22 protein-coding genes and 1 pseudogene are annotated in these 24100 nt (G+C 39.0%); 9 read left to right on the top strand and 14 right to left on the bottom strand.

What is annotated here, in order from left to right:
- Positions 1–220 precede the first annotated feature (220 nt).
- Positions 221–1834: a murein biosynthesis integral membrane protein MurJ gene (murJ, locus tag IQ236_RS17570; RefSeq protein WP_193870490.1), complete on the bottom strand. Its 1614-nt coding sequence runs from the start codon at positions 1832–1834 to the stop codon at positions 221–223.
- A 72-nt stretch (positions 1835–1906) separates the two neighbouring features.
- On the opposite strand from murJ, the gene sfsA reads away from it, so the two are divergent.
- A complete protein-coding gene (gene sfsA / locus IQ236_RS17565) occupies positions 1907–2668 on the top strand; it encodes a DNA/RNA nuclease SfsA (RefSeq protein WP_193870489.1) in 762 nt (253 codons plus the stop codon).
- Positions 2669–2676: 8 nt separating this feature from the next.
- Here the strand turns inward: sfsA and IQ236_RS28065 are convergent, their stop codons facing one another.
- The 5 genes from IQ236_RS28065 to IQ236_RS17545 all read right to left on the bottom strand — a co-directional run bounded on the left by IQ236_RS28065 (position 2677) and on the right by IQ236_RS17545 (position 6508).
- On the bottom strand, positions 2677–2799 hold the full coding sequence (locus tag IQ236_RS28065; protein ID WP_255528402.1) for a hypothetical protein: 123 nt from the start codon (positions 2797–2799) through the stop codon (positions 2677–2679).
- Between the two features lie 37 nt (positions 2800–2836).
- Positions 2837–3445 (bottom strand): CHAP domain-containing protein, encoded by a 609-nt coding sequence (locus IQ236_RS17560; RefSeq protein ID WP_193870488.1) that lies wholly within the window; start codon positions 3443–3445, stop codon positions 2837–2839.
- A 254-nt stretch (positions 3446–3699) separates the two neighbouring features.
- Positions 3700–4785 carry a 4-hydroxyphenylpyruvate dioxygenase gene (hppD, locus tag IQ236_RS17555; RefSeq protein WP_322744231.1) on the bottom strand — a complete coding sequence of 362 codons (1086 nt, stop codon included), beginning with the start codon at positions 4783–4785 and terminating at the stop codon, positions 3700–3702.
- A 32-nt stretch (positions 4786–4817) separates the two neighbouring features.
- Positions 4818–5069 (bottom strand): hypothetical protein, encoded by a 252-nt coding sequence (locus IQ236_RS17550; protein WP_322744230.1) that lies wholly within the window; start codon positions 5067–5069, stop codon positions 4818–4820.
- Positions 5070–5107: 38 nt separating this feature from the next.
- Positions 5108–6508 carry a PIN domain-containing protein gene (locus IQ236_RS17545; RefSeq protein ID WP_193870487.1) on the bottom strand — a complete coding sequence of 467 codons (1401 nt, stop codon included), beginning with the start codon at positions 6506–6508 and terminating at the stop codon, positions 5108–5110.
- 350 nt (positions 6509–6858) lie between these two features.
- Between IQ236_RS17545 and IQ236_RS17540 the strand changes: the two genes are divergently transcribed.
- The gene (locus tag IQ236_RS17540; protein WP_193870486.1) at positions 6859–7260 is read left to right on the top strand and encodes a hypothetical protein; all 402 of its coding nucleotides are present in this window, start codon (positions 6859–6861) and stop codon (positions 7258–7260) included.
- 129 nt (positions 7261–7389) lie between these two features.
- Here the strand turns inward: IQ236_RS17540 and IQ236_RS17535 are convergent, their stop codons facing one another.
- From IQ236_RS17535 to crtW, 4 genes are all read right to left on the bottom strand, one after another.
- The gene (locus IQ236_RS17535) at positions 7390–8598 is read right to left on the bottom strand and encodes a PAS domain S-box protein (protein ID WP_228041707.1); all 1209 of its coding nucleotides are present in this window, start codon (positions 8596–8598) and stop codon (positions 7390–7392) included.
- Between the two features lie 214 nt (positions 8599–8812).
- Entirely contained in the window at positions 8813–10144 is a 1332-nt protein-coding gene (locus IQ236_RS17530) for a glycosyltransferase (RefSeq protein ID WP_193870484.1), read from the bottom strand.
- A gap of 147 nt (positions 10145–10291) precedes the next feature.
- Positions 10292–10564 (bottom strand): hypothetical protein, encoded by a 273-nt coding sequence (locus tag IQ236_RS17525; RefSeq protein ID WP_193870483.1) that lies wholly within the window; start codon positions 10562–10564, stop codon positions 10292–10294.
- Between the two features lie 21 nt (positions 10565–10585).
- Positions 10586–11404 carry a beta-carotene ketolase CrtW gene (gene crtW / locus IQ236_RS17520; RefSeq protein ID WP_193870482.1) on the bottom strand — a complete coding sequence of 273 codons (819 nt, stop codon included), beginning with the start codon at positions 11402–11404 and terminating at the stop codon, positions 10586–10588.
- Positions 11405–11833: 429 nt separating this feature from the next.
- Between crtW and IQ236_RS17515 the strand changes: the two genes are divergently transcribed.
- Positions 11834–12070, top strand: a complete 237-nt coding sequence (locus IQ236_RS17515) for a hypothetical protein (protein WP_193870481.1) — start codon at positions 11834–11836, stop codon at positions 12068–12070.
- An 82-nt stretch (positions 12071–12152) separates the two neighbouring features.
- Here IQ236_RS17515 and IQ236_RS17510 read toward each other — a convergent pair whose 3' ends face one another.
- Entirely contained in the window at positions 12153–13160 is a 1008-nt protein-coding gene (locus IQ236_RS17510; RefSeq protein WP_193870480.1) for a ligand-gated ion channel, read from the bottom strand.
- A 48-nt stretch (positions 13161–13208) separates the two neighbouring features.
- Between IQ236_RS17510 and IQ236_RS28375 the strand changes: the two are divergent.
- Positions 13209–13357: pseudogene (locus IQ236_RS28375) on the top strand (IS701 family transposase); the annotation flags it as partial.
- Positions 13358–13457: 100 nt separating this feature from the next.
- On the opposite strand, the gene smc reads toward IQ236_RS28375, so the two are convergent.
- Positions 13458–17114 (bottom strand): chromosome segregation protein SMC, encoded by a 3657-nt coding sequence (smc, locus tag IQ236_RS17505; RefSeq protein WP_193870479.1) that lies wholly within the window; start codon positions 17112–17114, stop codon positions 13458–13460.
- 254 nt (positions 17115–17368) lie between these two features.
- On the opposite strand from smc, the gene IQ236_RS17500 reads away from it, so the two are divergent.
- From IQ236_RS17500 to glyQ, 3 genes are all read left to right on the top strand, one after another.
- Positions 17369–17728: a hypothetical protein gene (locus tag IQ236_RS17500; RefSeq protein ID WP_193870478.1), complete on the top strand. Its 360-nt coding sequence runs from the start codon at positions 17369–17371 to the stop codon at positions 17726–17728.
- Positions 17729–17852: 124 nt separating this feature from the next.
- The gene (locus IQ236_RS17495) at positions 17853–18311 is read left to right on the top strand and encodes a DUF29 domain-containing protein (RefSeq protein ID WP_193870477.1); all 459 of its coding nucleotides are present in this window, start codon (positions 17853–17855) and stop codon (positions 18309–18311) included.
- Positions 18312–18665: 354 nt separating this feature from the next.
- Positions 18666–19532: a glycine--tRNA ligase subunit alpha gene (gene glyQ / locus IQ236_RS17485; RefSeq protein WP_193870495.1), complete on the top strand. Its 867-nt coding sequence runs from the start codon at positions 18666–18668 to the stop codon at positions 19530–19532.
- 43 nt (positions 19533–19575) lie between these two features.
- On the opposite strand, the gene IQ236_RS17480 is transcribed toward glyQ, so the two are convergent.
- On the bottom strand, positions 19576–21573 hold the full coding sequence (locus IQ236_RS17480) for a DNA polymerase III subunit gamma/tau (RefSeq protein ID WP_193870476.1): 1998 nt from the start codon (positions 21571–21573) through the stop codon (positions 19576–19578).
- 514 nt (positions 21574–22087) lie between these two features.
- Here IQ236_RS17480 and IQ236_RS17475 point away from each other — a divergent pair.
- Positions 22088–22969 carry a hypothetical protein gene (locus IQ236_RS17475; RefSeq protein WP_193870475.1) on the top strand — a complete coding sequence of 294 codons (882 nt, stop codon included), beginning with the start codon at positions 22088–22090 and terminating at the stop codon, positions 22967–22969.
- A gap of 66 nt (positions 22970–23035) precedes the next feature.
- Here the strand turns inward: IQ236_RS17475 and IQ236_RS17470 are convergent, their stop codons facing one another.
- Positions 23036–23776 carry a phycocyanobilin:ferredoxin oxidoreductase gene (locus IQ236_RS17470; RefSeq protein ID WP_193870474.1) on the bottom strand — a complete coding sequence of 247 codons (741 nt, stop codon included), beginning with the start codon at positions 23774–23776 and terminating at the stop codon, positions 23036–23038.
- Positions 23777–23869: 93 nt separating this feature from the next.
- On the opposite strand from IQ236_RS17470, the gene IQ236_RS17465 reads away from it, so the two are divergent.
- Positions 23870–24064 carry a Sec-independent protein translocase subunit TatA/TatB gene (locus IQ236_RS17465; protein ID WP_193870473.1) on the top strand — a complete coding sequence of 65 codons (195 nt, stop codon included), beginning with the start codon at positions 23870–23872 and terminating at the stop codon, positions 24062–24064.
- Positions 24065–24100: the final 36 nt, after the last annotated feature.

The following is a 24100-nucleotide window of genomic DNA, read 5'->3' as shown; positions in this document are numbered from 1 at the left end:
TTCTAAAATTGGGTGATTATCCATCCCGCCCAAACAACACCCCAAATATAACCCTTATTTCTAAAATTGGGTGATTATCCATCCCGCCCAAACAACACCCCAAATATAACCCTTATTTCTAAAATTGTGTTATTAAGCGTTGATTAATATGGGCGGGAAGGGACACAAGCCCCTACGCAGGATAACGAATAATATGGGCGGGAAGACCCCGCCCCTACCGTTATCGTTGAAACTTTTGGCGGAGTCGAGAGACTAATAAATCGACTTCGGGTAATCTGAGAAATAGAATTAAGATGGCAAAAACCGTTACCCCCACAAGACCCGGAAGCACTAATTCCATTAATAATACTAAAAAGTCATTACTGCTAATTAACAATCTTAACCCTTGTAAAGTTCCCCAACTCACAGCCCCAGAAATAACACTAATAATTGTTAATCCTAAAAACGGTAAACTCCATTCCCGCCAAGGTAAACCATTTAATCTAATATGTAATAACCATAAAAACATTACCATTGAGACAATATTAACGCCAACCGTTGCTAAGACTAAACCGGGCGCACCCCAAAATTTAACCAAAATAAAATCTAAGACCCCATTTAAGAAAATATTAAAAATACTGACTCTAAACGGCGTTTCTCCATCTCCTAAGCCATAGAATACCCGGACTAATACATCTCGTCCTAAATAAAAGAACATCCCCACCGAATAAGCCATTAAAATTGAGGCGACAAACTCTGAAGCTTCTAAATTAAACGCATACCGTTCATAAACGACCCTCACCGTCGGTAACGCTAAAGCGACCATTAATGTACTTAAGGGTAACATCGTAATTGCTGTTAAAATTAACGACTGACGAATGCGGTCTTTTAATTCTGGCCAATGTTCAGGATCTCTCAAACGAGCAAAAAGGGGTAAAAATGGAACCAAAATCATATTAGAAATGATTCCCAAGGGAGTTTGAACTAATAACCCAGAATAGCCCATTGCTGATGCAGCTTGAGGAATATAAGAGGCAAAAAATAAATCCGTATAGACATTAATTTGTAACATTCCTGATGATAAAGTTGCAGGTAACATCACTTTCATCACATCTTCTAACCCCGCAATTTTAAAATTAAATCGGAGTCGTAAGGTTCCTAACCCTGATTTCCACATCGCCGGAACTTGAATAATCCATTGTAAAACCGCCCCCGCTAAGGTTGACCACGCTAAAACTTCTCCCCCTAAAACCATATATTTAGGACTATCAACATCATCTCCTAAAATGCCAATTAATACCCCTAATCCTAAAATTAAAGCCGCACTGGAAAATAACGGACTAATAGACGGTAACCAATACATATCCGCCGCATTTAACGTGCCAAATCCAATCCCAATTAACCCTGCAAATAAGGCCATCGGAGCCATAATTTTTAACTGTTCAATGGCAATACTTCGAGTCGCTATTCCTTCCGGTGTTAACATTAAACCCGGAGCCATTAAATCAATTAAAGGAGTGGCAAAAATGACTAATCCGACGGTTATAATTAATAAAAATATTCCGACTAAGGTAGAAACCGTTTCAACTAAAGCTTCGGCATCTTTGCGGTCGCGGTTGGCTAACGCACTGACAATAGCACTATGAAAGGGGCCGTTAATTCCCCCTAATAATATTAATAAAAATCCAGGGATAACATAAGCATAATTATAAGCATCAATGGCTGGCCCCACACCAAAAGCCGCCGCCATCACTTGTTGACGAACTAAGCCAAAAACTTTACTAATGAGGGTGGCAACTGCAACAATAGTAGCAATTCCGACTAACGAACGAGAGCGTTTTGGTTCTTCTGACACGAAACATCCACAGGGGTTAAAATCCAAACCCTAGTTTAATCGGGAATTGACCAATATTCAAACAGGTTCATCATGGGTTCTTATTTGTATCGCTATCCCTCCCTGGAGTCTGGGGTTTTGCTCAAACGCTATAAACGATTTTTAGCCGATATTCAGTTAAGCTCTGGGGAGGTCATTACCGCCCATTGTCCCAACACAGGGCCCATGACCGGGGTTTGTATCCCTGGAAACCCGGTCATGGTGTCTCACAACTCCGGGAAAACACGCAAATATCCCTACACTTGGGAGTTAATTCAGTTAACTTCGGAGGTTGACATCCTCAATAATCAGTTAACTTGGGTGGGAATTAATACCGCTTTACCCAATAAAGTCATTCATTTAGCATTAATAGAACGTTTATTTCCAGAATTAGGAAATTATAGCGAAATCAAGAAAGAAGTTCCCTATGGAATAGAGTTAAAAAGCCGTGTTGATTTTGTTTTGAAAGGAGAAGATCAAGCTATTTATGTAGAAGTTAAAAATACAACTTGGTGTAAGGGGGAAATTGCTTTATTTCCTGATACGGTGACAGACCGAGGACAAAAACATTTAAAGGAATTAATTGAAATTGTTAGACAAGGCGATCGCGCGGTGATGTTATACTTTATTAATCGTGGAGATTGTACCGAATTTGCCCCCGGAGATATCGCTGACCCGGTTTATGGTCAACTTTTAAGAACTGCCATTTCAGAAGGGGTAGAAATCTTACCTTGTCGGTTTGAAGTTACCCCAGAAGGAATTCAATATTTAGGATTAGCAGCCTTACCCTTTTTGTCCGGTCTTAGTAATCCTTAAAAACTCGGTTATTCTGATTTCTTTTGAGTATTTAAAACCTTCCACATCACGAACAATAAAATACTCAAATATCCGAATACTGCTAACCAGTCGAGGATGCGACTATCAATCGTGAAAGTTGTAGAATTCATGAGCCATAAAATATTGCTTAATCAATTTTTCTGTTATTTATTTTTTATGACCTTTATCCGATTTACCCCCAATTAATCGATCTACTAAATCTTTATGATAATTGGGTGGAACTTTAACAACTTCACGCTGGGGTGGAGTAGGGGTTGGCGTAGTTGGACGAGAAACTTGAGTTTGGGAGGCGACGGGATTGGTATAGGGGGGACGTCCGAAGCCTAAAATAATCCCTGGAGTGCGGGTACGTCGCATGACTTGGCCTCCATTAGCATCATTTCCGACTCCTGTATTTCCTTCAATACTAATAATACTGCCATCGGATTTAACGGATTCCACAATGCCAACGTGATCCGCAATTCCATCTCCTCGCCAACAGAAAAATACCACATCCCCGACCCTGGCATCGTAAAACCATTGACCCCGATTTCTAAACCAAGACACCCCATCGGGACAGTAGGCGAATCCTTTACTACTTCTAATCGGCAGGGGTAAACTAATTTTATCAAAACAGTAGGATACAAAAATTGCACACCAAGGAACGTAATTCATCCCGTACCATTGGCCATACTTATTACCATTACTACCCGCAGGATATTCCGCATACCCCACTTCACCAGCAGCAATCCGAATTAAATTAGCAGCAGTTGTCATTAGAAGTCTCCAAAATTTTAGATTAATGGGGATAAAGTAGGGGGATAGAGGTCTTATTTGTTTCTGTTTTGGCGTGATGGGGGTTCCCGACTAACATTGTGTTTACCACTGTTCTAACATAAGTTCTCAGGGTTTTTAGACCCTCCAGTCCACTTCAGGTTTTTTAAAGAATGATACCATCTCAATATGCCTCATTCTCCTCAAGTACCTGCTCATCTATTTCAGGGAAATTTACGGTTAATCCGACTTGATTTTTAAATTGAGGCTTGGCGTTTAATTTGTTCCCGTTCTATGGCTTCAAATAAAGCTCTAAAATTCCCCTCGCCAAAACCCTGAGCTTGTCGCAGTTGACCTTGAACAGTACAAATTTTTCGTTCAATAAATTCAAAGAAAAACGTCGGTTCTTCAAAAATCGGTTGGGTAAAAATTTGTAATAGCATTGCTTCTGGGGTTAAGGGTTCCCAATCGATTAAAATTTGCTCCGCTTTTAAACGTTCCCAATCGATTAATAAGGGGGAATCATGCCAACGGTTTTGTAATTGCAAATAATATTCATCGGGAACGGTTAAAAAAGATAATCCTCTTTGTCTCAAATGATTAACCTGTTGCCCTAAATTTGAAGTTTTCAGGGCGATATGTTGAATTCCTGAACCGCGATTAATCTCTAAAAATTCTTGAATTTGAGAATTAGCTGATGTGGGTTCATTAATTGGAAACTGAACTTGACCTTGGGGATGAACCAAGACTTGACTATTTAATCCAGAACGTTCAGTTTGAATTTCAAAACTCTGTTGCGGTTGAAACCCTAAATAATTTTGATACCAAGAAATGGCGGTTTTTAGATCTCCAGATTGTACATTTAAAACAACGTGATCAATGGACAGTAAACCCGGAGCAGCGAGAGGAAATAGCTCTGGAAAACCCGGAAGCAATTTTCCAGGGAAAGAGCCCGTTTGTTCAGTAAAGGTATGACGTAATCCTTGCCATCCTTCTAAGGTTAAGCATTTTAAAGTTTCTCCTTGATAGGAATAAGATTTTAAGGGGGAAATGACCCGAACGCCTTGTTCGAGAAGGGGTTTAATCCTTAATTCTAAATCTTGAACTTGAAAGCCAACATCTACCACCCCAGACGGATGAGCCTGCAAAAATTGCGCCACAGGACTCTCAGGAGTCAGGGGGGAAGACAATAGAAAATAAACTGAACCTTGGTAAACGATTTCGGTTTGGGTGTGAAAAAGGTTCCGACTCCCAATTCCTTGAAATCCTAAATTATGAATAAACCAATCCCGTGTTCGTTTGGCATCTTGAACATAGAAATGGACATGATCAAACTCCATCATTCAGCGTTCAATAAGCAACACTATAATTAATTTTAGAAGAATAAATGACTTTCGGGTTGAATATTAATTTCCATTGGAATGGCCTGGGGTTCTACTGATAACGCATAAAGAATGGAGTTAGCGGCCGTTTCCGCACTCAACATTTTTGAGCGATCAACTTTTAAACTGACGTTATCCCAAAAGGGAGTATCGACACCCCCAAAATAGAATAAGGTCACTTTAATTCCATAGCGTCTGACTTCATCATTCTTTACATTTCTTAACGATTGTTCTGAGTATAACAAATCTTGTCAATTTTGTAGAGACGTGGTAGGTTACATTTCTAGGGGGATTGTAATTTAACTTTCCAATCTTTATCGGTTTTTTCTAAATTAAACGAATTGCTTAACGTTAAGAGCTTTTGAAAATTTCCTCCTAATCTTAATTTTTTGATAATTTGAGTAATCGGAACGCCATATTTTCGATTGAATTGGCTGCCTAAAATTGATAAAGAAACATGATTTTCAGAAGAATTTAAGGTCAATTCCTGCATAATTTCAATTAAGGCATTTTCCAGATCTTCTAAAGACTCAATTACAGGAAGTTGAGAGAATTCTGTTTCGGGTAAAGCGTGGGGTTGAGTTGAGGAAGGTTGAATCTCAAATAAAGTAACATAGCTGGGAGATTTCTCAGAAGGTTGATGAACGACAAAAATATGGGGATTTTTGACAAAGATATCTCTGCCTTGATAATCGGAAAAATGGGAAGCCACAACTTGGCTAACGGTTAAATGATAAGTATCTTTATACAAAAAGGCAACCCGATTCAGTTTAATCCATTGGCAATGAGATCGTTTTTGCTCTAATTTAATAATTTCTTGTAATTGCACAATAAATTGATCTAAAGTCGGAATGGGAGGAATGGGAGTTAAGGAATAAGTATTGATTTGACCTGTCCGGGTATTTAGCACTGTAATTTTAGATCTATTTTTACTCACTTGATAAACGGTTAACCCATGATTTTGTAAGGTATTGCATAAATGAGTTAAACCAAGATCGGAAGAACAAACTAACACTTCTTTTGCCGTTGGATAGTGAACAAAAATAGAGGAACCCACCGTTGACATTTTTAAATCCGCGCTATCTTTGCCGGGGGGAACGTGAATTAATTGATAACCCCGTTGATGATATTCTAAATCTTTTTTTCCCATGCTACGCCAATTCGCAAAGGCGACTTTAATTTGCACGGGATATAAGCAAATGGTTTCTAAAAATTTCTCCGTTTCCAAATCTAAGGGCAGATTTTCAACATCTAGTAATAAAATACTAATTCCGACTTCGCTGGGACTTCTGCCATTAAATAAACCGTGAGAAGGGGATTGATTCACTAAAGAATAATCCGCAAATAATAACGCTAAATCGGGGTCTGTGAGTTGTTCTAGTTTAACAATTAAGGATTTATACTCAGGAGAGCGTAAAAATTCAACACTGAACAAGCGGTTTAGATAGGCTTTTAGTTTAACAAATAGTGCCTCTTGATGTCTAGCTTGACTTAATCCTTGATTAAGCTGACGAATCAATGAGGATTGATATTCAGATTGTTGCCAAGGAATATGACGATAACGGGAGTTAATCCAGTTAGGATGTTGATGCTGAAAATTCACTAATGTTCGACAAACATAGTGACTGATGGCGGGAACAACAAGGGTTCCATTGTCTTGAATTTTGCTGGCTTGCTCGAACATAACCCTGACTTGGCTACGGGTTGTCTTGTGTTATTAAGGTTAGCACGTTTGGGAGAAACCCAACAGATAAGCTATCCCTACCACAACTTACGGTTGAGATCGGGCGTGGTGTGTCCCCCAGGTGGCAGATGTCAGGAGTTGCTGATTTCTACCTCGGTTGATTTGAGGTGAAATCAAGAGATTTTAAAGGCTTAAACAATCTATATCTTCTGCTAGAGAGAAAATTAAAGAAAGGGTTTGTGGGAAACTAATAACTTATTACTTATGATAGAGGAATAATTATTTTAATCTCGTTACCGTAGATTTGGATTAAAAAATAAAATCCTTTTGAAAATAGGAATAAATTAATCATGAAATCTGGCTTTTTTAGAATGGTTTCTAATATCCGTTCTTTTTTAATGCAGCTTCAAGTTCAACGTTTTTTTGCTGTGGTTTTAGTAGGCTTTGTCTTGCTGAACACAACGGTTGATGTTCAAAAATATGATAGAAGTAACCCGGTTAATAAGGAAAGAATAGACCAAGTTGCTCATCAAAAAGATTCCGATAGACCCAAAACGACCGGAGAATTTTTAGACGAAGCGGAAGGAGATGTTCCCTTAAATGAACGCTTCAAAAATATTACCAGAGATTCAGCAGAAGCCTTTAAAGATTGGGGTGAAACTTATTCAAAAGGAGTTCAAAACACGGGTGATAAATTAAAAGACAATACCACAGAAGCAGGCAAAAATATCATTGATAAAGTTACACCGTAATTTATAGTCACGGTTGTTTCCGGCATTGCTTAAAAAATCCTTGGGAACACATTCCCCTGTAGGGGTGAGGAAACCTCGCCCCTACGATGCCCCGTAATTTGTACACCGGAAGATAGGGGATTTTAATTATCAATTCCTATTGTTTGAAAGCATTAAATTCTCAATCAGAATAATCTGTCTTTTTTCATTAAAGGTAATTTTTTTCTGCTCTTGAAGTTGTTTGAGTAAGCGAGTAATGGTAACACGGGTTGTGCAACAAGCCATCGCTAATTCTTCATGGGTGAGACGAATATTCAGACAAATTCCTTCATCAACAGGTGTACCGACTTCCTTTTTTAATAAATGAAGTAACTGATACAAACGAGTGGCAAGTTGTCGTTCTCCCGATAATGCTAATAAAGCTTCAGTTTGGTGCAGACGAGAAATAATACCCGTCAATAAAAGTTGAGTTAAATCATGAGATGCTGCGACTTCAGCAGGGGTAAAACTGATTAATTCAACATGAGAAAAAGCACTCGCTTCATAAATTGCTAGAGACGTTAATTCTTTACCAAAAGAAGCTCCTGGCCCTATTAAACCCATGAGAATTTCTTGACCTTGGTGATTGAGGGTTGTTAATTTAACTAATCCTTGAACGACATACCACACCGTTTCTTGAGGGAGGGAAATTAATTCCCCTAAATGATAACTGAGCAAAGGATAATTTTCCATACAAATCGTCCTTTGCTCTGAAGAATTAATCGGGTTTTGTTGTAATAAAGCAAGGCGTTTGCGTTCAGTCAGATCTCTTAAAACCCAATGAATACTAACGGGTTTGTTAGTTTGATCTCGGTTAATTTGGGTTATACAAGCGACATCTAAAGATTTTCCATCCCGACAGGTTAATCCGATTTCCCACTCATGAAAACAATCTCGTTCTTGTCGGCGAATCAGTTCTGAACGAAAGAATTGACGGTCTTGTTCACAGATATATAAAGATAAGGGTTTTCCTACAATAAATTGTTCAGGAATTCCCAATAGTTCTGCGGCTGCGCGATTTGCTTGTTGAATAGTTCCTTCTAAACTTGTGATCAAATAAGGTTCTGGAGCTAAATAAAATAAATCTTCATACCGTTTGCGTTCATGAACAGAAGCTTCTAATGCTTCTGCTAAAACCATATTTTTCTGTTGTAATTCCTCCTGAGCAACTTGTAACTCCTCCAACGCCCAACCCATCTCCATGACAAAGGTAGAGCTTAATTGGGGAGTTAAAGCTTTGATGGGTTCAGCCCCATGAAGTAACCTAGAAAAGCGATCTTGCATCGCCAGAACTTGTTTAGAGAAACGATTCAGATCCATGCCCATAGACTCTACGAGGTTTTATGAATCAAGACTATAGAAAATTTTTTCTTTTTAACATGACCTAAAGACAGAAATCTTGAGTTTGACTAAAAATCAATTCTGTCTATTGATGATTATTTATGATGATGAAGGTTTGAACCATTTTAGAACATTTAACACAATATTGGCAGGAATAGTATGACCGCCCGCAAACTCTTGATAAACGACTTTATTATGGTTTTGCTTCATGGGTCTTGCTGATAAGTATCCGGTTTGAGTAGATGGGTTCATGATAATTGTGGGGGTTTAGAGGTTGTTTAAGACACTGTTCTATAAGATCTGCGGCTCGTTTAACACCTCCAGCTTGGCGAATAGAATCCCTAATTTTTAAGGCATTTTCTGAATAAGAGTTTTCGGTTAAAACCTGTTGAATTGCTTGTCGCAATTTAGAAACATTTAAACGGCTAACCGGGATGACTTCTCCGGTTTTTGTCCAACGAATGCGCGCCCCGGTTCCCGGTTGTTCAAAGGTAATGGGAATGGCGACTAAAGGAACCCCATAACTTAAAGAATCCATCACGGTATTCATTCCTCCATGAGTAATTGTTAAACTTGCTTTTGCTAATACTTCAACTTGAGGTGCATACTCAACGACTAAAGGAGAACCGGGTAAGGTTTTAACTTCAGTTTCGCTCATCCCCCCTCCATGAGTAATTACTAATTGAGCATCTAATTCTTGACAAGCTTCTGCAATTGATCGAAATAAATTAACCTTTGTATTTTGTACACTTCCTAAAGACGCATAAATTAAAGGTTGTCCGGTCAAACGTTCATAAGGAAAGGAAACATTTTGGGGTGATTGATTACGAAAAGGGCCTGTATAGTAGAAATTTTTGGGTAAATTCGGAATCGGAAAATCAAAGGCTTCTGGTTGTTGGCTAATATGGGCGAGTCGAGTTGAAGTTGCGCCATATAAATGAGGATAAGGCGGTAATTTCCACTGTTGTCGGTAATGATTAATTGTGTTTAAAATCCGTTGACAACTATAATCTAAAATAAAATAGGCAATTTGATTGCGAAGTTTTGCCCAGGGTTGATTTTGATATAACCAAGGGGTAAAAAAAGGAGGAACATCCCCACGACGATGAATCGCTTGACCACAGGACACCACAATTAAGGGTAAATTGAGGTATTCTGCAATCGTTTCTCCCACAGGTTCAAGTTGATCAACTAATAAAGCTTCTATTCCTAATTTAGCGATCGCTTTGGGTGCATCTTGACACAAAATTTCTGTGAAGTGTTGACAGAAATCGACGGAATATTGCAGAGCTTTAATTCCACTTAATTGACCCAGTTGCTGAAAGGTTTCTGCTAAGAGTCCCGGTTGATAAAGAGACAGTCCAACAGAAAAAAATTCTAAGCCTTCGGATTGAACTTTTTTCTCCAGATCAATTAGTTGTAAAACGGTAACTTGATGTCCTCGTTTTTGTAATTCTCGCCCTAAAGCAGACTGAGGATTTAAGTGACCGGGATAGGGGGGGCAAATAATACCAAAATGCGTCATAAATCATTAAGGGTTAGGAATGATAGATAGCAGAGATATACTTAATTTTGCAAAAAAAATACTATCACTGACATCATCCTTAATGTTGACTATTAGCGGTTAACTGTTAACCGTTGATGTTCACTTTTAACCTAAGTTTTATTAATTTTAACTAGATGGAAATTCATCAATATGAGCATTGGCTTTAAGATGTAACCAACCTGATGTAATTTCAAATTGATCGAGGGTCAGGGTTGTCCCTGCTTTTTCCAAATTTTTGAGATCAAGAATTTCGCTAAAGGTCGTAAAGAGATGGGTGATTTTTTGCAGATTTGTTTCAATATCAACTTCTAATTTTTGTGCCTTAATTTGGGTAGAAAGGGCAACTTCTGCAATTTTATTCAGGGTTTGTTTTGCAAATCCAGTTTTTTCTGACATCATTTTTCCAGGGAGGGTAAAGGATTAAGGGTTGAGTTGAGGGTTGCGAACATTGGGAAGTTGCCACCAAGGAACATTAGGATATTGATGGTGTTCTTGATGATAACCAAAGTGATAACAAGTCATAAACGACCAAAAAATAGGTAAGGAATTACTTTGAGCACAGTGATCATTTTGATATCCTCCTGGGGGTTCTCGATGGGTGAGAAAAGTTCCAAAATAAAATAATTGAAAGGAACTACAGATAAACGGAATGATCCAAAATAAAGCCAAATTAAGGATAGAAATATGAAATAAAATTTGAATGCTATGGAATACAAATGCCCATTTAATTAACCGCCACCAACTCCAGTATCGGCTCATAAAATAAAGATACCAAGAGATGAGATTTTGATGCTCACCATCATGGAAGTCAGGATCATTGTCACTGGCGGGGTAGCGATGATGCAGCCAATGTTTTTTGAGCAATTCTTCATAGGAGAATAATCCATAAAGCGTGACCGCAATCGACCCAATTAAATGATTCAGCTTTAGATTATTAGGATAAAGAGAACCGTGCATGGCATCATGAGCCGTAATAAACAAACCTGTATATAAAAAGGTTTGTAAAAGCAGGGCCAACCCAATTATAACCCAATTAGTTTGAGGCAGATCTAAAGATAAAAATCTGATGAAGCAAACTGTCCAGATTGCTATAATAGTGAGGGCAATCCATAACCCAGCTTGGGTTTTTGTTGTTGAGTTAATCTGAGCTTCAGTAGAATTTTTATTGATTGCTAATTCTGAAGGAATAGAATCTTGGATATCAAGATAGTGGTAATCTAAGACTGAGGGATTAGACATAAAAAAATCTGTATTTTTATATACCATAAATAGTTAATTTGTTTTTTATTGGCTACACAAAATATTCAACGACACTGTTCTGAGTTTACGGAATTCATATCAAAAAACTGTCTATCAAAAGAAATAAAAAATAAGGGTAATGCGAGGCGACCGATACTACTTGTAGCTTATTTATAATGATTGAGATTAGGATATCAAAAATAGTTATCATCGTATCCATCACACTCAGACTGGTGGCAAAGTTAGGATATAATGTTAATTTTTGATGTGATTGCCTGAACTCGTTTCAATCGGAATAGGGAATTAGGAACAGAAAATAGATCAAGGTTGAGATTAAATTATAGCTTTAGATTGAAGGATTATTGATTGATATTTTTTAGAATTAAACCATTAAGAAATTAATTGTTAATCGAGTTCAAGGTTAATTTTATGATATTCCCATTGATTATTTTCTATTCTCCTACACCGCCCGTTATTGCTCAAATTAGCCCCATTCCTGACCCAACGGTTCCCGATCCACTTCCGAACCCAAACCCCATTCCTGACCCAATTCCGAACCCAATTCCCAGCCCCGACCCCATTCCTGACCCAGTTCCACCCATTCCTCAGCCTGTCCCTGGGCCAATTCCTCAACCTGTACCTGGGCCAATTCCTCAACCGTTATAAGGGTTTTAAAGTTTAATACCCAAGACTTGGGTGAACGCACCTCTGGCTTGGGTAACACTGATTTAGACTTGCTATATCATATTTAATTGTGAGTCGCTGCTCCTATCATTAACACCACAATACAAGCCAATAAAGCCAATGTACTCACTACACCAACTTGCGAACTAATCCGTGTTAGAGCAGGTAAATCGCCTTTTTTTTGAACTTGCAACCAAATATAAATTGCAATTGCAGTCGCGACTAAAATATATACAATCACTGCCAAATGAATACAATCAATCAGTGTTAAATATGCCATTGAACCTAAGTCGCCACTATTACTACGCAGACTCAAAATAACGGCAAATAGGGAAGTTCCGTGTAGTCCAAAGCGGGTTAGAAGTGATCCGATATCTGGCTCATAAAGAAAGTAGGACACTAAACATAATCCTACCGATGCCAATGCTCCAGCAATCATTTTAAAGAAGCCAGTAATATTTGTGCGCTGCAATTCAATCATAATTTCAAATCGGGAATATGCACTGGCTGCACCGGGTGGTAAAGTTGGATTACCAAAGTTAGAAAGATACTGTTTATCAATCGCATTAAGGGTAAATTTCTTGATTTTCCAACCCTCTAATTGAATATCCTGATCGATGGAAGAATTACCGATATCGGGTTGATAACTAAATGAATGAATATCATCTTCCGTTTCTTCAAAAATAATTTTCAGCTTTTGCGTATCAAATGGAAAATTTCGCATATTCCAATGATGACGAAATGTTCCACTTACCTTTTTTTGAACCCAAATTCCCTTAGATGTAGGAATAGTTAAATTGTTAGGTGTTTCTATTCTAAGAGCATTCATAAATTCCAGAGAATCAAAGGGATTTTTTTCGCCTTTATCAATGAGGCTCCAGAGCCAGAAGTTTGCTGAAAATGAACCATTAGAAATGTTAAAGTCACTCAGTGTATCTATGAAGATACCTATAGGAGCTTGCTGTTTTTGGGTTAGTGTTTTTGCGTGGACTGGTAATGGGTTCTGGATCAGAAGAATAATGAGACAACCGAAAAAGAGTGCTAATTTAATCAGACGTTTAGGTAATATCATATAATTTAAGCCTTCAAAGTTACCAAACCAAGATTAGTCGTTGATTTACACAGAAAAAGCGGGAACTTGACATGGGGAGTCCGACGGCAATATATCGAGGAAATTGGCAAAACAGACAATGGAATCGTCGCAGCGACTAGCCATCTTTATGATTGGAAAAAGATTTCACCCTGACAATAGAATTATATCAAAAAGCAGATGTCGATTGCCCAATTATTTGTCAGTGATGATTGGAAAAAACAAGAGGAACTGAACTTTTTCAATACCAGGGCCAATTCTTCAACCGTTATACGGGTTTTAAAGTTTAATACCCAAGACTTGGGTGTAGGCGCCTCTGGCTTGGGTAACGCCAATAGTTCGTTGAGACGCTTCCATCATCGGACGGCGTAAACTAACAACAATAAATTGCGCTTGTTCGGTTTGACTTTTAATCATTCTTGCCAATCTTTCCACGTTTGCCCCATCTAAAAACATATCCACTTCATCAAAGGCATAAAAGGGTGAAGGACGATATCTTTGTAGAGCAAAAATAAAGCTTAAAGCCGTTAAGGATTTTTCACCCCCTGACATTGAGGTTAACCGTTGAACGGGTTTTCCTTTCGGGTGAGCAATTAAATTTAACCCACTACTAAAGGGGTCTTCTGGGTTATCAATTTCTAAATAACCATCCCCTTCAGACAGTTGAGCAAAAATGGTTTGGAAATTCTCATTAACGGCATCAAAGGCTTCTTGAAAAGCGCGACGGCGTAAGGTGGTAAAATTCTCAATTCTCAGCAGTAATTCGGTTCTTTCCCCTTCTAAGGTGGTTAATTTTTGGGTTAATTCTTCTAAGCGAGCTTGAGTGCGTTCAAATTCTTCTAAGGCTAACATATTCACAGGTTCTAAGGCTTCCATACGTTTTTGGAGCGATCGCAATTCTCGCTGTAAACTAGCTAAATCTAAATTTTGAGGAATATTCGGTAACGGTTCAGGAAGTTCAGTCCGAATAGCGGCAATTTGTTCTAATTTAATCGTTAATTGTTCCCGTCTTCCCTGTTGGGTTTCTTGCAATTTCTCAATTTGCCAATCTAATTGTTGTTTGGCTAACCGCAATTCTCCTAACTGCGTTTCTACCTGATCCCGTTGTTTTTTCTCCTCTCCTAATTTCCCTTCTACTTGGGACACTTTTACACGGGTTTGTTGAATTTTTTGATGAATTTCTGCCAATTGAACCTTGACATTTTCTAGTTTTTGTGTTAAAGATTTCTGTTCTTGACGAATGGCTTCTAATTTCTGATTTCCCTCTTGAATTTTATCCTGTAAACGGGTTTGTTGATTCTCAATTTCAATTAACCGTTGTTGCACAGTTCTGAGGGCATTTTCCTTTTGTTGTAACTCGGTTTCCTGGGTTCTTAATACCCCTTGAAGTTGTTGCCATTCACTATGACTATGGGTGGCTTCTAATTGGGCTAACACTTCCCGATCTTGTTGTAATTTCGTTTCTAAATTAGGAATTTCTGCCTCTAAATTTTTTAAGCGAATTTGGGCGGTATTCAATTCTTGGGTATTTTTTTCTAATTGCGATCGCAATTGTTCTTGCTGATTTCTTAACGTTTTAATTTCCGACTCTAATAAAGAAACTTGCTGTTGATGATCTCGCAAGGTTTGTCTAACTTCATTCAGTTGTTGCGATCGCAATTTCACCGTTTGACTCGTTTCTTCAATACTGCGGTTACACCGTTCTAAAATTCGTTCAATTTCCTCTAACCGTTCCTTCAATGCCGCAATATTTCGCGCTTCCGCCGACCCTTGATCCGTGCCAAAATGTAAGCTCGACCGAGAGGAAACACTTCCCCCCGTCATGGCTCCAGTTGTTTCTAGTAATTCCCCTTCTAAAGTTACAATGCGATATTGTCCTAACACTTTTCGAGCATTACTTAAATTATTAAAAACTAACGTATTGCCAAAAACATAAGCAAAAATATCTTGATATCTGGGTTCATATTCGATTAAATTCACCGCTAAATCAATTAACCCTGGCAAATTTCGCATCGTGGCTAAATTAGGAAGATTTGAACGATTTCCCTGAATTTTATTTAACGGTAAAAACGTCGCCCGTCCCGCTTGTTGGCGCTTCAAAAATTCAATAGCCGTCGCCGCCACACTATCATCTTCAACCACAATATGACCCAACCTCGCCCCCGCCGCCGTTTCCAAGGCTAACTGATATTGAGGTTCAACTTGTCCCAACTGACACACTAACCCACAAAGTCCCGAAATACCCGACTGAGCAATAATTTTAGTCGCATAACTGCCCGTCGCCTCCTGTTGGGCTTGGTGTTGGGCTTCTAATTTATCCAATTTGCGCTGACGTTCCCGTTGTTCCTGTAACAGACGGGTTTGGGTTTCCTGCTGTACCTGTAAGTCAGTTTCCGCCTCCGTCACCTGTTGAGTTAGAGTCGTCACCTGTTGAGACGTTACATCCCGTTGAGTGGTAGCACTTTCTAGTGCTATTGTTTTTTGCGATAACTCCTCCCCCAAGGTCGCCAAAGACTGTTGCTGTTCAGAAAGTTGCTTTTGCAGTTGATCAACCCGTTCCCGTAGTCGCGCTTGTTCGGTACGATGGGGGTCAAGGGTTTTTTGTAACATCTCAATTTGTCGGTGCAGTTCCGTTTGTTGCACCATCCAACTTTCCGCCTGTTGTGCCACCTCAGACGTCGCCTCCCGACTGCGTTCTACTGTAGCTTGCAGGGTGTCCCGTTCCCGTTGGCGTTGACCCAAATTTAAGGTTTCCTGGTCTTTTTCAATAGCCAGACCATCCAAGGTTTGATACTGTTGACGGAGTTCCTGTTCCGTTTGGTGAATTTGGGTAACGGTTTGTTGCAGCGCGGTTTCCAGTTCCGCAGACCGGGTTTGCAGTTGACGCTGTTGGGCTTCTTCGGTTGCCAAACTCGACTGAAGGGCGATCAGTTCTTCCTCCCCCATCGCCTTAACATGAGCGTTGAGAGCTTCGAGTTGTACCGAGGTGGTGTGAATTTGTTGATCTTTTTGTTGACGTTGTTCGTTGAGTTCCGTTAACGTGCGATCATCGGCTTCAATTTGTTCCCGCAGTCGTCCTTGTTGTTGTTGTAACGTTTGATAATTAAGAACCGTTTCCCACTGACTTTTTTGTTGAAATTCTTCTCGAAGTTGTTGATATTTTTCAGCTTTTGAACGATCCTTATCTAAGCGATCGCGTTGAGTAATTAATTCTTGTTCTACAATACGACTCCGTTCTTCTCGATCCTTAACCGCATCTAATTTTTCCTTGGCTAAGGTAATTTTTCGATCAAAGGAAGCCACCCCCGCCAACTCATCAATAATTTCTCGACGTTCACGGGGTTTCATGGTAATAATACCCGTCACATCCCCTTGTAAAACCACGTTATATCCTTCAGGATATATTCGCAATTTATTTAACTGTTCATGGAGTTGTGTTTGAGTACAAGCTTCCCCATTAATATAATAAGTTGAGGTATAAGTTCCCTGTTTTGTAACTCTTAATTTCCGCGCAACCGTCCATTCTAAATCAACTGGAACTCCCAGTGGAACAGGCATCTTGCCTGTCTCTGTCTCAATTTCTAATCCCGTTTCTTCCCCTAACTCTTCCATTTCCGAGGATAAACCATTATCTATTTCCTCACTATCCCTTCCCAAAGGTTCACCCTCATAGTCAGAGAGGTCAAAGGTAACGGTAACAAGGGTTTCAACGGTTCCCTTACGGCTTTGGGCATTATTCACCAGATCGGGTAAACGTTCCGCCCGCATTCCCTTAGAAGAGGATAACCCCAAAGCAAATAATAACGCATCCAGAATATTCGATTTCCCCGAACCATTCGGCCCAGAAATGACCGTAAAACCCGGTAGTAATGGGACTGCTGTTGTCCCACCAAAGGATTTAAAGTTAGTCAGTTCGACGCGCTTGATATGAACCATTTGGGCGGATGTAAACGAATCATCTGAGTGGGGACAACTCAAGGGGGTAGTTGTCGGAAGAATCAACAATATTATCAGTTTAGCGTTAATCAAGCAAGGATGAGAGCATTTTTCAACTATACCATTTATAAATCGAGAGATGGGTAGCCCGATTTTTTTAGGTAACAACGAGTTAACATTTATCTAACCCGTCTCAATCAGTTATAAAAATCCATTATAATTGATAACAAGATTTCTAAAAAGTAGGTGATAAGATGTCTTCAATTCTCACGAATCCTCAACCCAGTCAGTCTGAACCCATGACTCAAACGGCCTCTGAAGTCTCCTTTATGGAATTATTAAACGAAATCCCAAAAACCCCTAGAGAATATTGGTTTCATTTGTTCCAAATTCTGCACGCCTTTCGAGAAAGTGTTACCCTTCAACCTGAGCAGTTCACCTCTGTAGAAAAAAAGACTAACTCTGAAGTTCAGGAGTCAGAAATTTTAATTAACCAGCATGAAGCACTGAAGGCATTAACAAAACAATGGATGGAAGAAGGAGACGAAACAGAACAAACAGAAACCTGGGAATATTTGCGCCAAGCACTGGCAGAAGATTCAGTTAAAATTTAATCAGGGTTGCCATGAGCAGATTAATTTTACTCGATACAAATATTTGTAGATGCTAGAGAATGGCAATCTATTGAAGTTTGCGATCGCTAATTTATTATATGATTAAATTCAGGAAAAATCAATCATGCAAAGCTTATATGAACAGGATTTTTATGGCTGGACACAAAAACAAGCTCAGTTACTCCGTGAACAACAATGGCATCACCTGGATCTGAACAATTTAATTGAGGAAATAGAATCTTTGGGAAGACAAGAACGCCAACAATTAAGAAACAGACTCAGTATTTTAATTGCTCATTTATTAAAATGGGAATATCAACCCACAAAACGCAGTCGGAGTTGGTTAGCAACCATTCGGGTACAACGGATTGATTTATATCAATTACTAGAAGATAGTCCGAGTTTAAAACCCTATCTAACAGAAGCGATCCAAAAAGCTTATATTAAAGCTGTAGAATTAGCAGCAAGTGAAACGAATTTACCCTTAAAAACATTTCCGTCTGAATGCCTTTATACTCTTGAACAAGTATTAGATAATCGCTTTTATCCAGGCGAACCAAGTCTTGAATTAGAAGGAAACTAATTTCCCGCCACTAGATCTCAATGACTCGACCTGCTAAAGTTTGAGAGACAAGCAGCCGCAGTAGTACCAGAAACCGGGTTTCTGAAACTCTTTTAATTTGTAGTAATTAATATAAAGGAGAAACCCGGTTTCTAAGTTTCTCAGATTTAATATCGTGATAAAATAAATTAGGAAAATAGGAGGAGATTAAGACTAAATGGAAAATACAGGGGTATTAGATGCAGTCATGGGAGGAATAGCGATCGCAATTGTGATCGGAGGATTAATCATGCTATTTAAAGGCATTTCATCGATGCCCAAAAACTAATGGTAAAATTGATCAACGTTAAACCCATTAGAAAAATATTGCGTCCCGTGAATTTTCAATCAATTATTGCTACCCTGAATCAATTTTGGAGCGATCGCGGCTGTTTGATTGCTCAACCCTATGATACCGAAAAAGGGGCGGGAACCATGAACCCCCATACCTTTTTACGCGCCATTGGCCCCGAACCCTGGTCTGTCGCCTATGTCGAACCTTGTCGCCGTCCCACCGATGGCCGTTATGGAGAAAACCCCAACCGTTTTCAACATTATTATCAATATCAAGTCTTAATTAAACCGTCTCCTGATAATATTCAAGAGATGTATTTAGACTCCTTGAGACTGTTAGGAATTCACCCCGAAGATCATGATATTCGGTTTGTAGAAGATAATTGGGAATCTCCTACTTTAGGCGCTTGGGGTGTGGGTTGGGAAGTGTGGTTAGATGGGATGGAAATTACTCAATTTACCTATTTTCAACAATGTGGTAGTCTTGATTGTCGTCCCGTTTCCATTGAGATTACTTATGGCTTAGAACGTTTGGCAATGTATCTGCAAAATGTCGATGCGATGACTAAAATTTCTTGGACAGATACCATTAATTATGGGGACGTTCACTTACAAGGCGAAATTGAACAATGTACCTATAATTTTGAAGCCTCTAACCCAGAATTCTTGTTTACCTTATTTGGATTATATGAACAGGAAGCCGAACAATTAATCGAAAAAGGGTTAGTTTTACCCAGTTTAGATTATGTTCTCAAATGTTCCCATAGCTTTAATTTACTAGATGCACGAGGGGTGATTGCAGTAACAGAACGGACTCGTTATATTGGTAGAATTCGTAATTTAGCCAGACGAGTCGCCCAACGTTATTTAGAACAGCGAGAACTCTTAAATTTCCCCCTAAAAAGATAATTCAGTAGGGTGCGTAAGCGCAGCGCACGCACCACTCCATCCATTAAAAATCATCATAATTATCTTCTTCTATCTCATCAGATTCTATAAAATTATCATCCTCACTGCTGTCAACAATATCATCTTTTTGGCTTAATAAAATAGCTGTTTTAGAAGTTTGTTTTTCTCCTAAATCAATCATTTGACCTTTGAAAAATTCAGCTAATTTCTGAGAAGCCATCAGAACAGCTTGAGCATCCATTTCTTCAGGAGTTAATTCAACTTTTTCAAGTGGAACAGGCATCTTGCCTGTTTCCATTTCCCTTTCCATTTTAACCTGATCTATTTGATCAGATTCTCGAATATCCTGATCAGGAGAAGAAGAAATTTGTTGTTGTTCTTGATGATTAATTGAAGAATTGGGTGATATTTCTGGAGAAGAAACCCTAGAAGTTTCAACCGGGGAATAAGAGGGAGATGGGGGAGTGACTTCTTGTACGCGATAAGCAGACGTTCCTCCTCCGGTATCAAAATTAATTTTAACCGGATGACCAAAAACCTGTTGAAATGCCTTTTCTAAACTGGATAATTTTTGTTTAGTCTGTGCCATTTTTAATAAGGTTGAAGAAGCCATTTTAATCATAGCAACTCCAGCATTATATTGAATTAAACGACCTTGTTGACGAAACATTTGTTGTGTTCCGAAAGGTTGAACATAAGCTAATACTTGTTGCCAAATTTGTTCTATATTACCATCAATAACAATAGGAGGTTCTGGGGGAGTTGCCGGAATTTCTGCTTTAACTTGAGGTTGAGGTTCTGGGTTAGATGTTGGTTGATAGACAGGAACATTAACGGGGTTTTGGGGAGGAGGTGAAGGTTCTGAACGTTGTACATATTGAGGTGGAGTTTGAACCGTTGTTTGAGGGGTTTGAACAACAGAAACCGTTTGAGGAATAACTGATTTTTGTAACGCTGCGGGAAGTAACCCTAATAAGGTAATTTCTAACCATAAACGCGGTTGAGTGGTATGTTTAATTTGAGCTTCACTTTCCCGCAAATGTTTCTGACCTGCTAAAATAATAGCATGATCCCAATGTTGAGAAAATTGACATAATTTTTCCCAAGTGGGTTGAGTTAAGGCAACTAAATCTGGACGATCTGGTGCGCTTTTAGCAATTAATAAATCTCGATAAAATCCGGCTAAATTTTGCAGGACAATTAAAGGTTCCCGTCCTCGGTTGAGCAACTGACGAATACAGTCTAAAATAATCGCTGTATCCCCTGAGTTAATAGCTTCTAATAAACTAATTAAATCTCGTTCAGGAACTGCCCCCACTAAATCCCAAACTTTTTCAACGGTAATTTCACCGGATAATAAACTAAGTTGATCGAGTAAACTTTCTGCATCCCTTAACCCCCCTTGGGCAATTTGAGCCACCATAAAAATAGCATCGGACACAATATTAATATTTTCCTGTTGGGCAATATAGTGTAAATGTTTAACCATTGAATCTAACGGAATTCGTCGAAAATCAAACCGTTGACACCGGGAAATGATGGTAGCTAATACCCGTTGTGGATCGGTAGTTGCTAAGACAAATACAACTCGATCTGGAGGTTCTTCTAAGGTTTTTAATAAAGCGTTAAATGCTGCGGTACTTAACATATGGCATTCATCGACAACATACACTTTATACCGACATTGAACGGGGGCAAATTGCGATCGCTCAATTAATTCTCGAATATTATCAACTCCAGTATTACTCGCAGCATCAATTTCAATGACATCTAAAGTAGACCCATTGGTAATGCCTTTACAAACATCACAAACACCGCAAGGGGTGGCCGTCGGCTTCCCAGTGGCCAAACAATTTAAAGATTTCGCTAAAATTCTCGCACTAGAGGTTTTTCCCGTTCCTCTTGGCCCGGTGAAGAGATAGGCGGGAGCGATGCGTTGAGACTCGATCGCATTGGTGAGGGTAGTTGCGATCGCTTCTTGTCCGACCAAATGGGCAAAGGTTTGGGGCCGATATTTGTGGTGTAGGGGCTCGTAACTCACAACGTCACACCAAAATCAAGGGAACAGGAAACACTCTTAGCTCGAATTGCAGTAGAGTATAGAGATAAACTGGGCTTGTAATGTAGCATAAAAACTTAAGGATGACCGTATTGCTGAGAGGGAATTGTCTAGCATCACTGTTTAGGATCGAATCAGTACAATTTTACCCATTGAACTGACCTGAACCATTCACTGAATTTTACCCAAATCCTAGGCAATGTAAGTAAATTTTTGATAACTTAGAGTTAAGTAGGGTCATCTTGCCAAGATCAGGACGTTAATGGGGTTTCTCTTAATAGCCTGATCAGAAATTTATCAAACTGAAAAGGATGTAATTTCGGACTGACATTAAAGGAGAAAAACACTAACGATTTCCCATCAATAAATTCAGGACATTAAAAAACTACAGAGCCAGGATTGTTGACCTGTTTTTATTTTAACGTATTCTGAATCCGTTGAAACCTTGTAACCCCAAATTGAGTAAATTAAGTATACAGCTTAATCATTATAACGTATGTCTAATCAACTGATCAGTGTTCAGCCTTGGCTGGCGGCAACTCCCCCTAAACCCCATACCGCTATCACCGCCAAACTGGGTAGTGATGTAATTTGGATGGGTTCGTCCGGTGTTTTGTTTTTGTTACTGTTGGGAAGTATCATTTTTTTTCAACTCAAAACTCGTTCCCTGGACAAACAATTAAAAACCGAACTGTTTAGAAATAAAGAACTGCAAAAAAAATATAAATTGGCGGTCGGTACAATTGCCAAAATGGAGAAAAATCCCGATTTAATTCATTCACGGGAGTTTAACTTAGATTATTTGAGAATGCGGATGGCTGAGGATGTTTTTCACTACGCCATTATTGTTCAAATTAAGATGAAAGTTAAACAACAAATTTCCATCGCCCTGCGTCCAACACAAGCCGCCGTTGGAGAACAAAGTAATGCAGGAACAGCCCGCCAAGTTGATTCTATTTTTGATGTTGAATACGAAACAGGTATTGCTGGAGACACTAAAAAACGGGTGTTATTTCGCATTCAAATTCGCCTAATGAAATTACCCACTCAATCCACATCAACAACCATAAATGAAATTATTGATTGTTTGGAAACCTATTTAAGTCCTACCGATGAACATGATAATTGGCAACCGACCATCCAAGGACGTATTGTTCATATTGAATGGGATCAAAAAGCAAAACCGACTCCCTTATTAGTCTTAGAACAATCCAATGAAGGGGTGAATGTTACCTTCCGCACAACTCGACCTGGAGGAGTTAAAGCCTCACATCATGATGATTCTGGAGATCTCAGCCAAGGTAGAACTCAAGGCAAAATTCAGGGTAAAACCCCAGGCAAAAAACGCAATAAATCAGAAGTTACAAAATCGAATTAATAACCGGAAGTAGCTTCACCCAGATAAACTGAACTTAACTAAACAAGAGAATTATTTTGTAAGCTGTTAAGTTTCTACACAATCAAACAAAACCGTTGTCATATAATTACTTGCCCAGTCTTGACCAAAGGCTTTTTCCAAAACACGGCGAGTTTTATCGTTTTGTTGTTGTTGTGTACAATAATGTTTTTGACCCGCAATCATTTCCAATTTTTGTTCTTCGGAAATCGGAGATTGAGCGATCGCATATTCACAATGAACTTTCAAATATTGGGTGACAACTTGTAAAAATTGGGCTTCTTCTTCCGGTGTTGTCGGTCGCACAAATAAACAAAATTCAGAAAAAATTTCTCCCCAAGTCGGAACTTCACGGGGCTGGGAAAAGTATTGTTGGGGTTGGGGTTGTAATTGTTGTTGATAAGATAAGGGTAAACTGCGGTCTAAATGGGTTGGGGATAAATCCACAATGGCGGCACTAATTTGCCCCCGTCCCCCCACTAAATCAGCCCCAAACATAGGAATATCATATTCCACTCTGGGAAACATCACACAATGAAGAATATCCAGGGTTTCGCCAACTCTAGCTAATTCTAAATGCAGCTTACGAAAGTGTTGGGTTTGATAGCATCTATTCTCAATAATGAGTTTTTCCCCTTCTAGGCGACCCTCCACATACCCTAAATCTTCTGGGAGATGGTAAGGTTGTAAATCCAGATATTGACTCCAACTCACTTCAATTTGGTTGGCGAGTTGGCGGATGAGGGAGTGTTGTTGTTCTCGAATAGAGACAGCAGAAGTATTGACCATTATAGGATTTTCTCATGACAAGTTTATATTTCACAATATCAGTTTAGGATAAAGGTTGACTGAGTAGGTTGGCAGAACCAGGAGTTTAAGATTATGTTTGGTTTAGGATGGCCGGAAATCGCAATTATTTTAGTCGTGGCCCTCTTAATTTTTGGCCCGAAGAAAATACCTGAAATTGGAAAAAGTTTAGGTCAAAGTCTACGAGGGTTTAAAGATGAACTCTCTAACCCCTCCGATGGCTCTGAGCCTATTTCAGAAGAGACAGAGCAGAATTCCCATAAATCTTGATAAGTTCGGTGTCCAGTGTCGGATATTGCGTTAATT

Source organism: Planktothrix mougeotii LEGE 06226 (genome assembly GCF_015207485.1).
GTDB lineage: Bacteria > Cyanobacteriota > Cyanobacteriia > Cyanobacteriales > Microcoleaceae > Planktothrix.
Note: the sequence above shows the minus strand (reverse complement) of the source record. Positions and strands in the feature narration are given on the sequence as shown.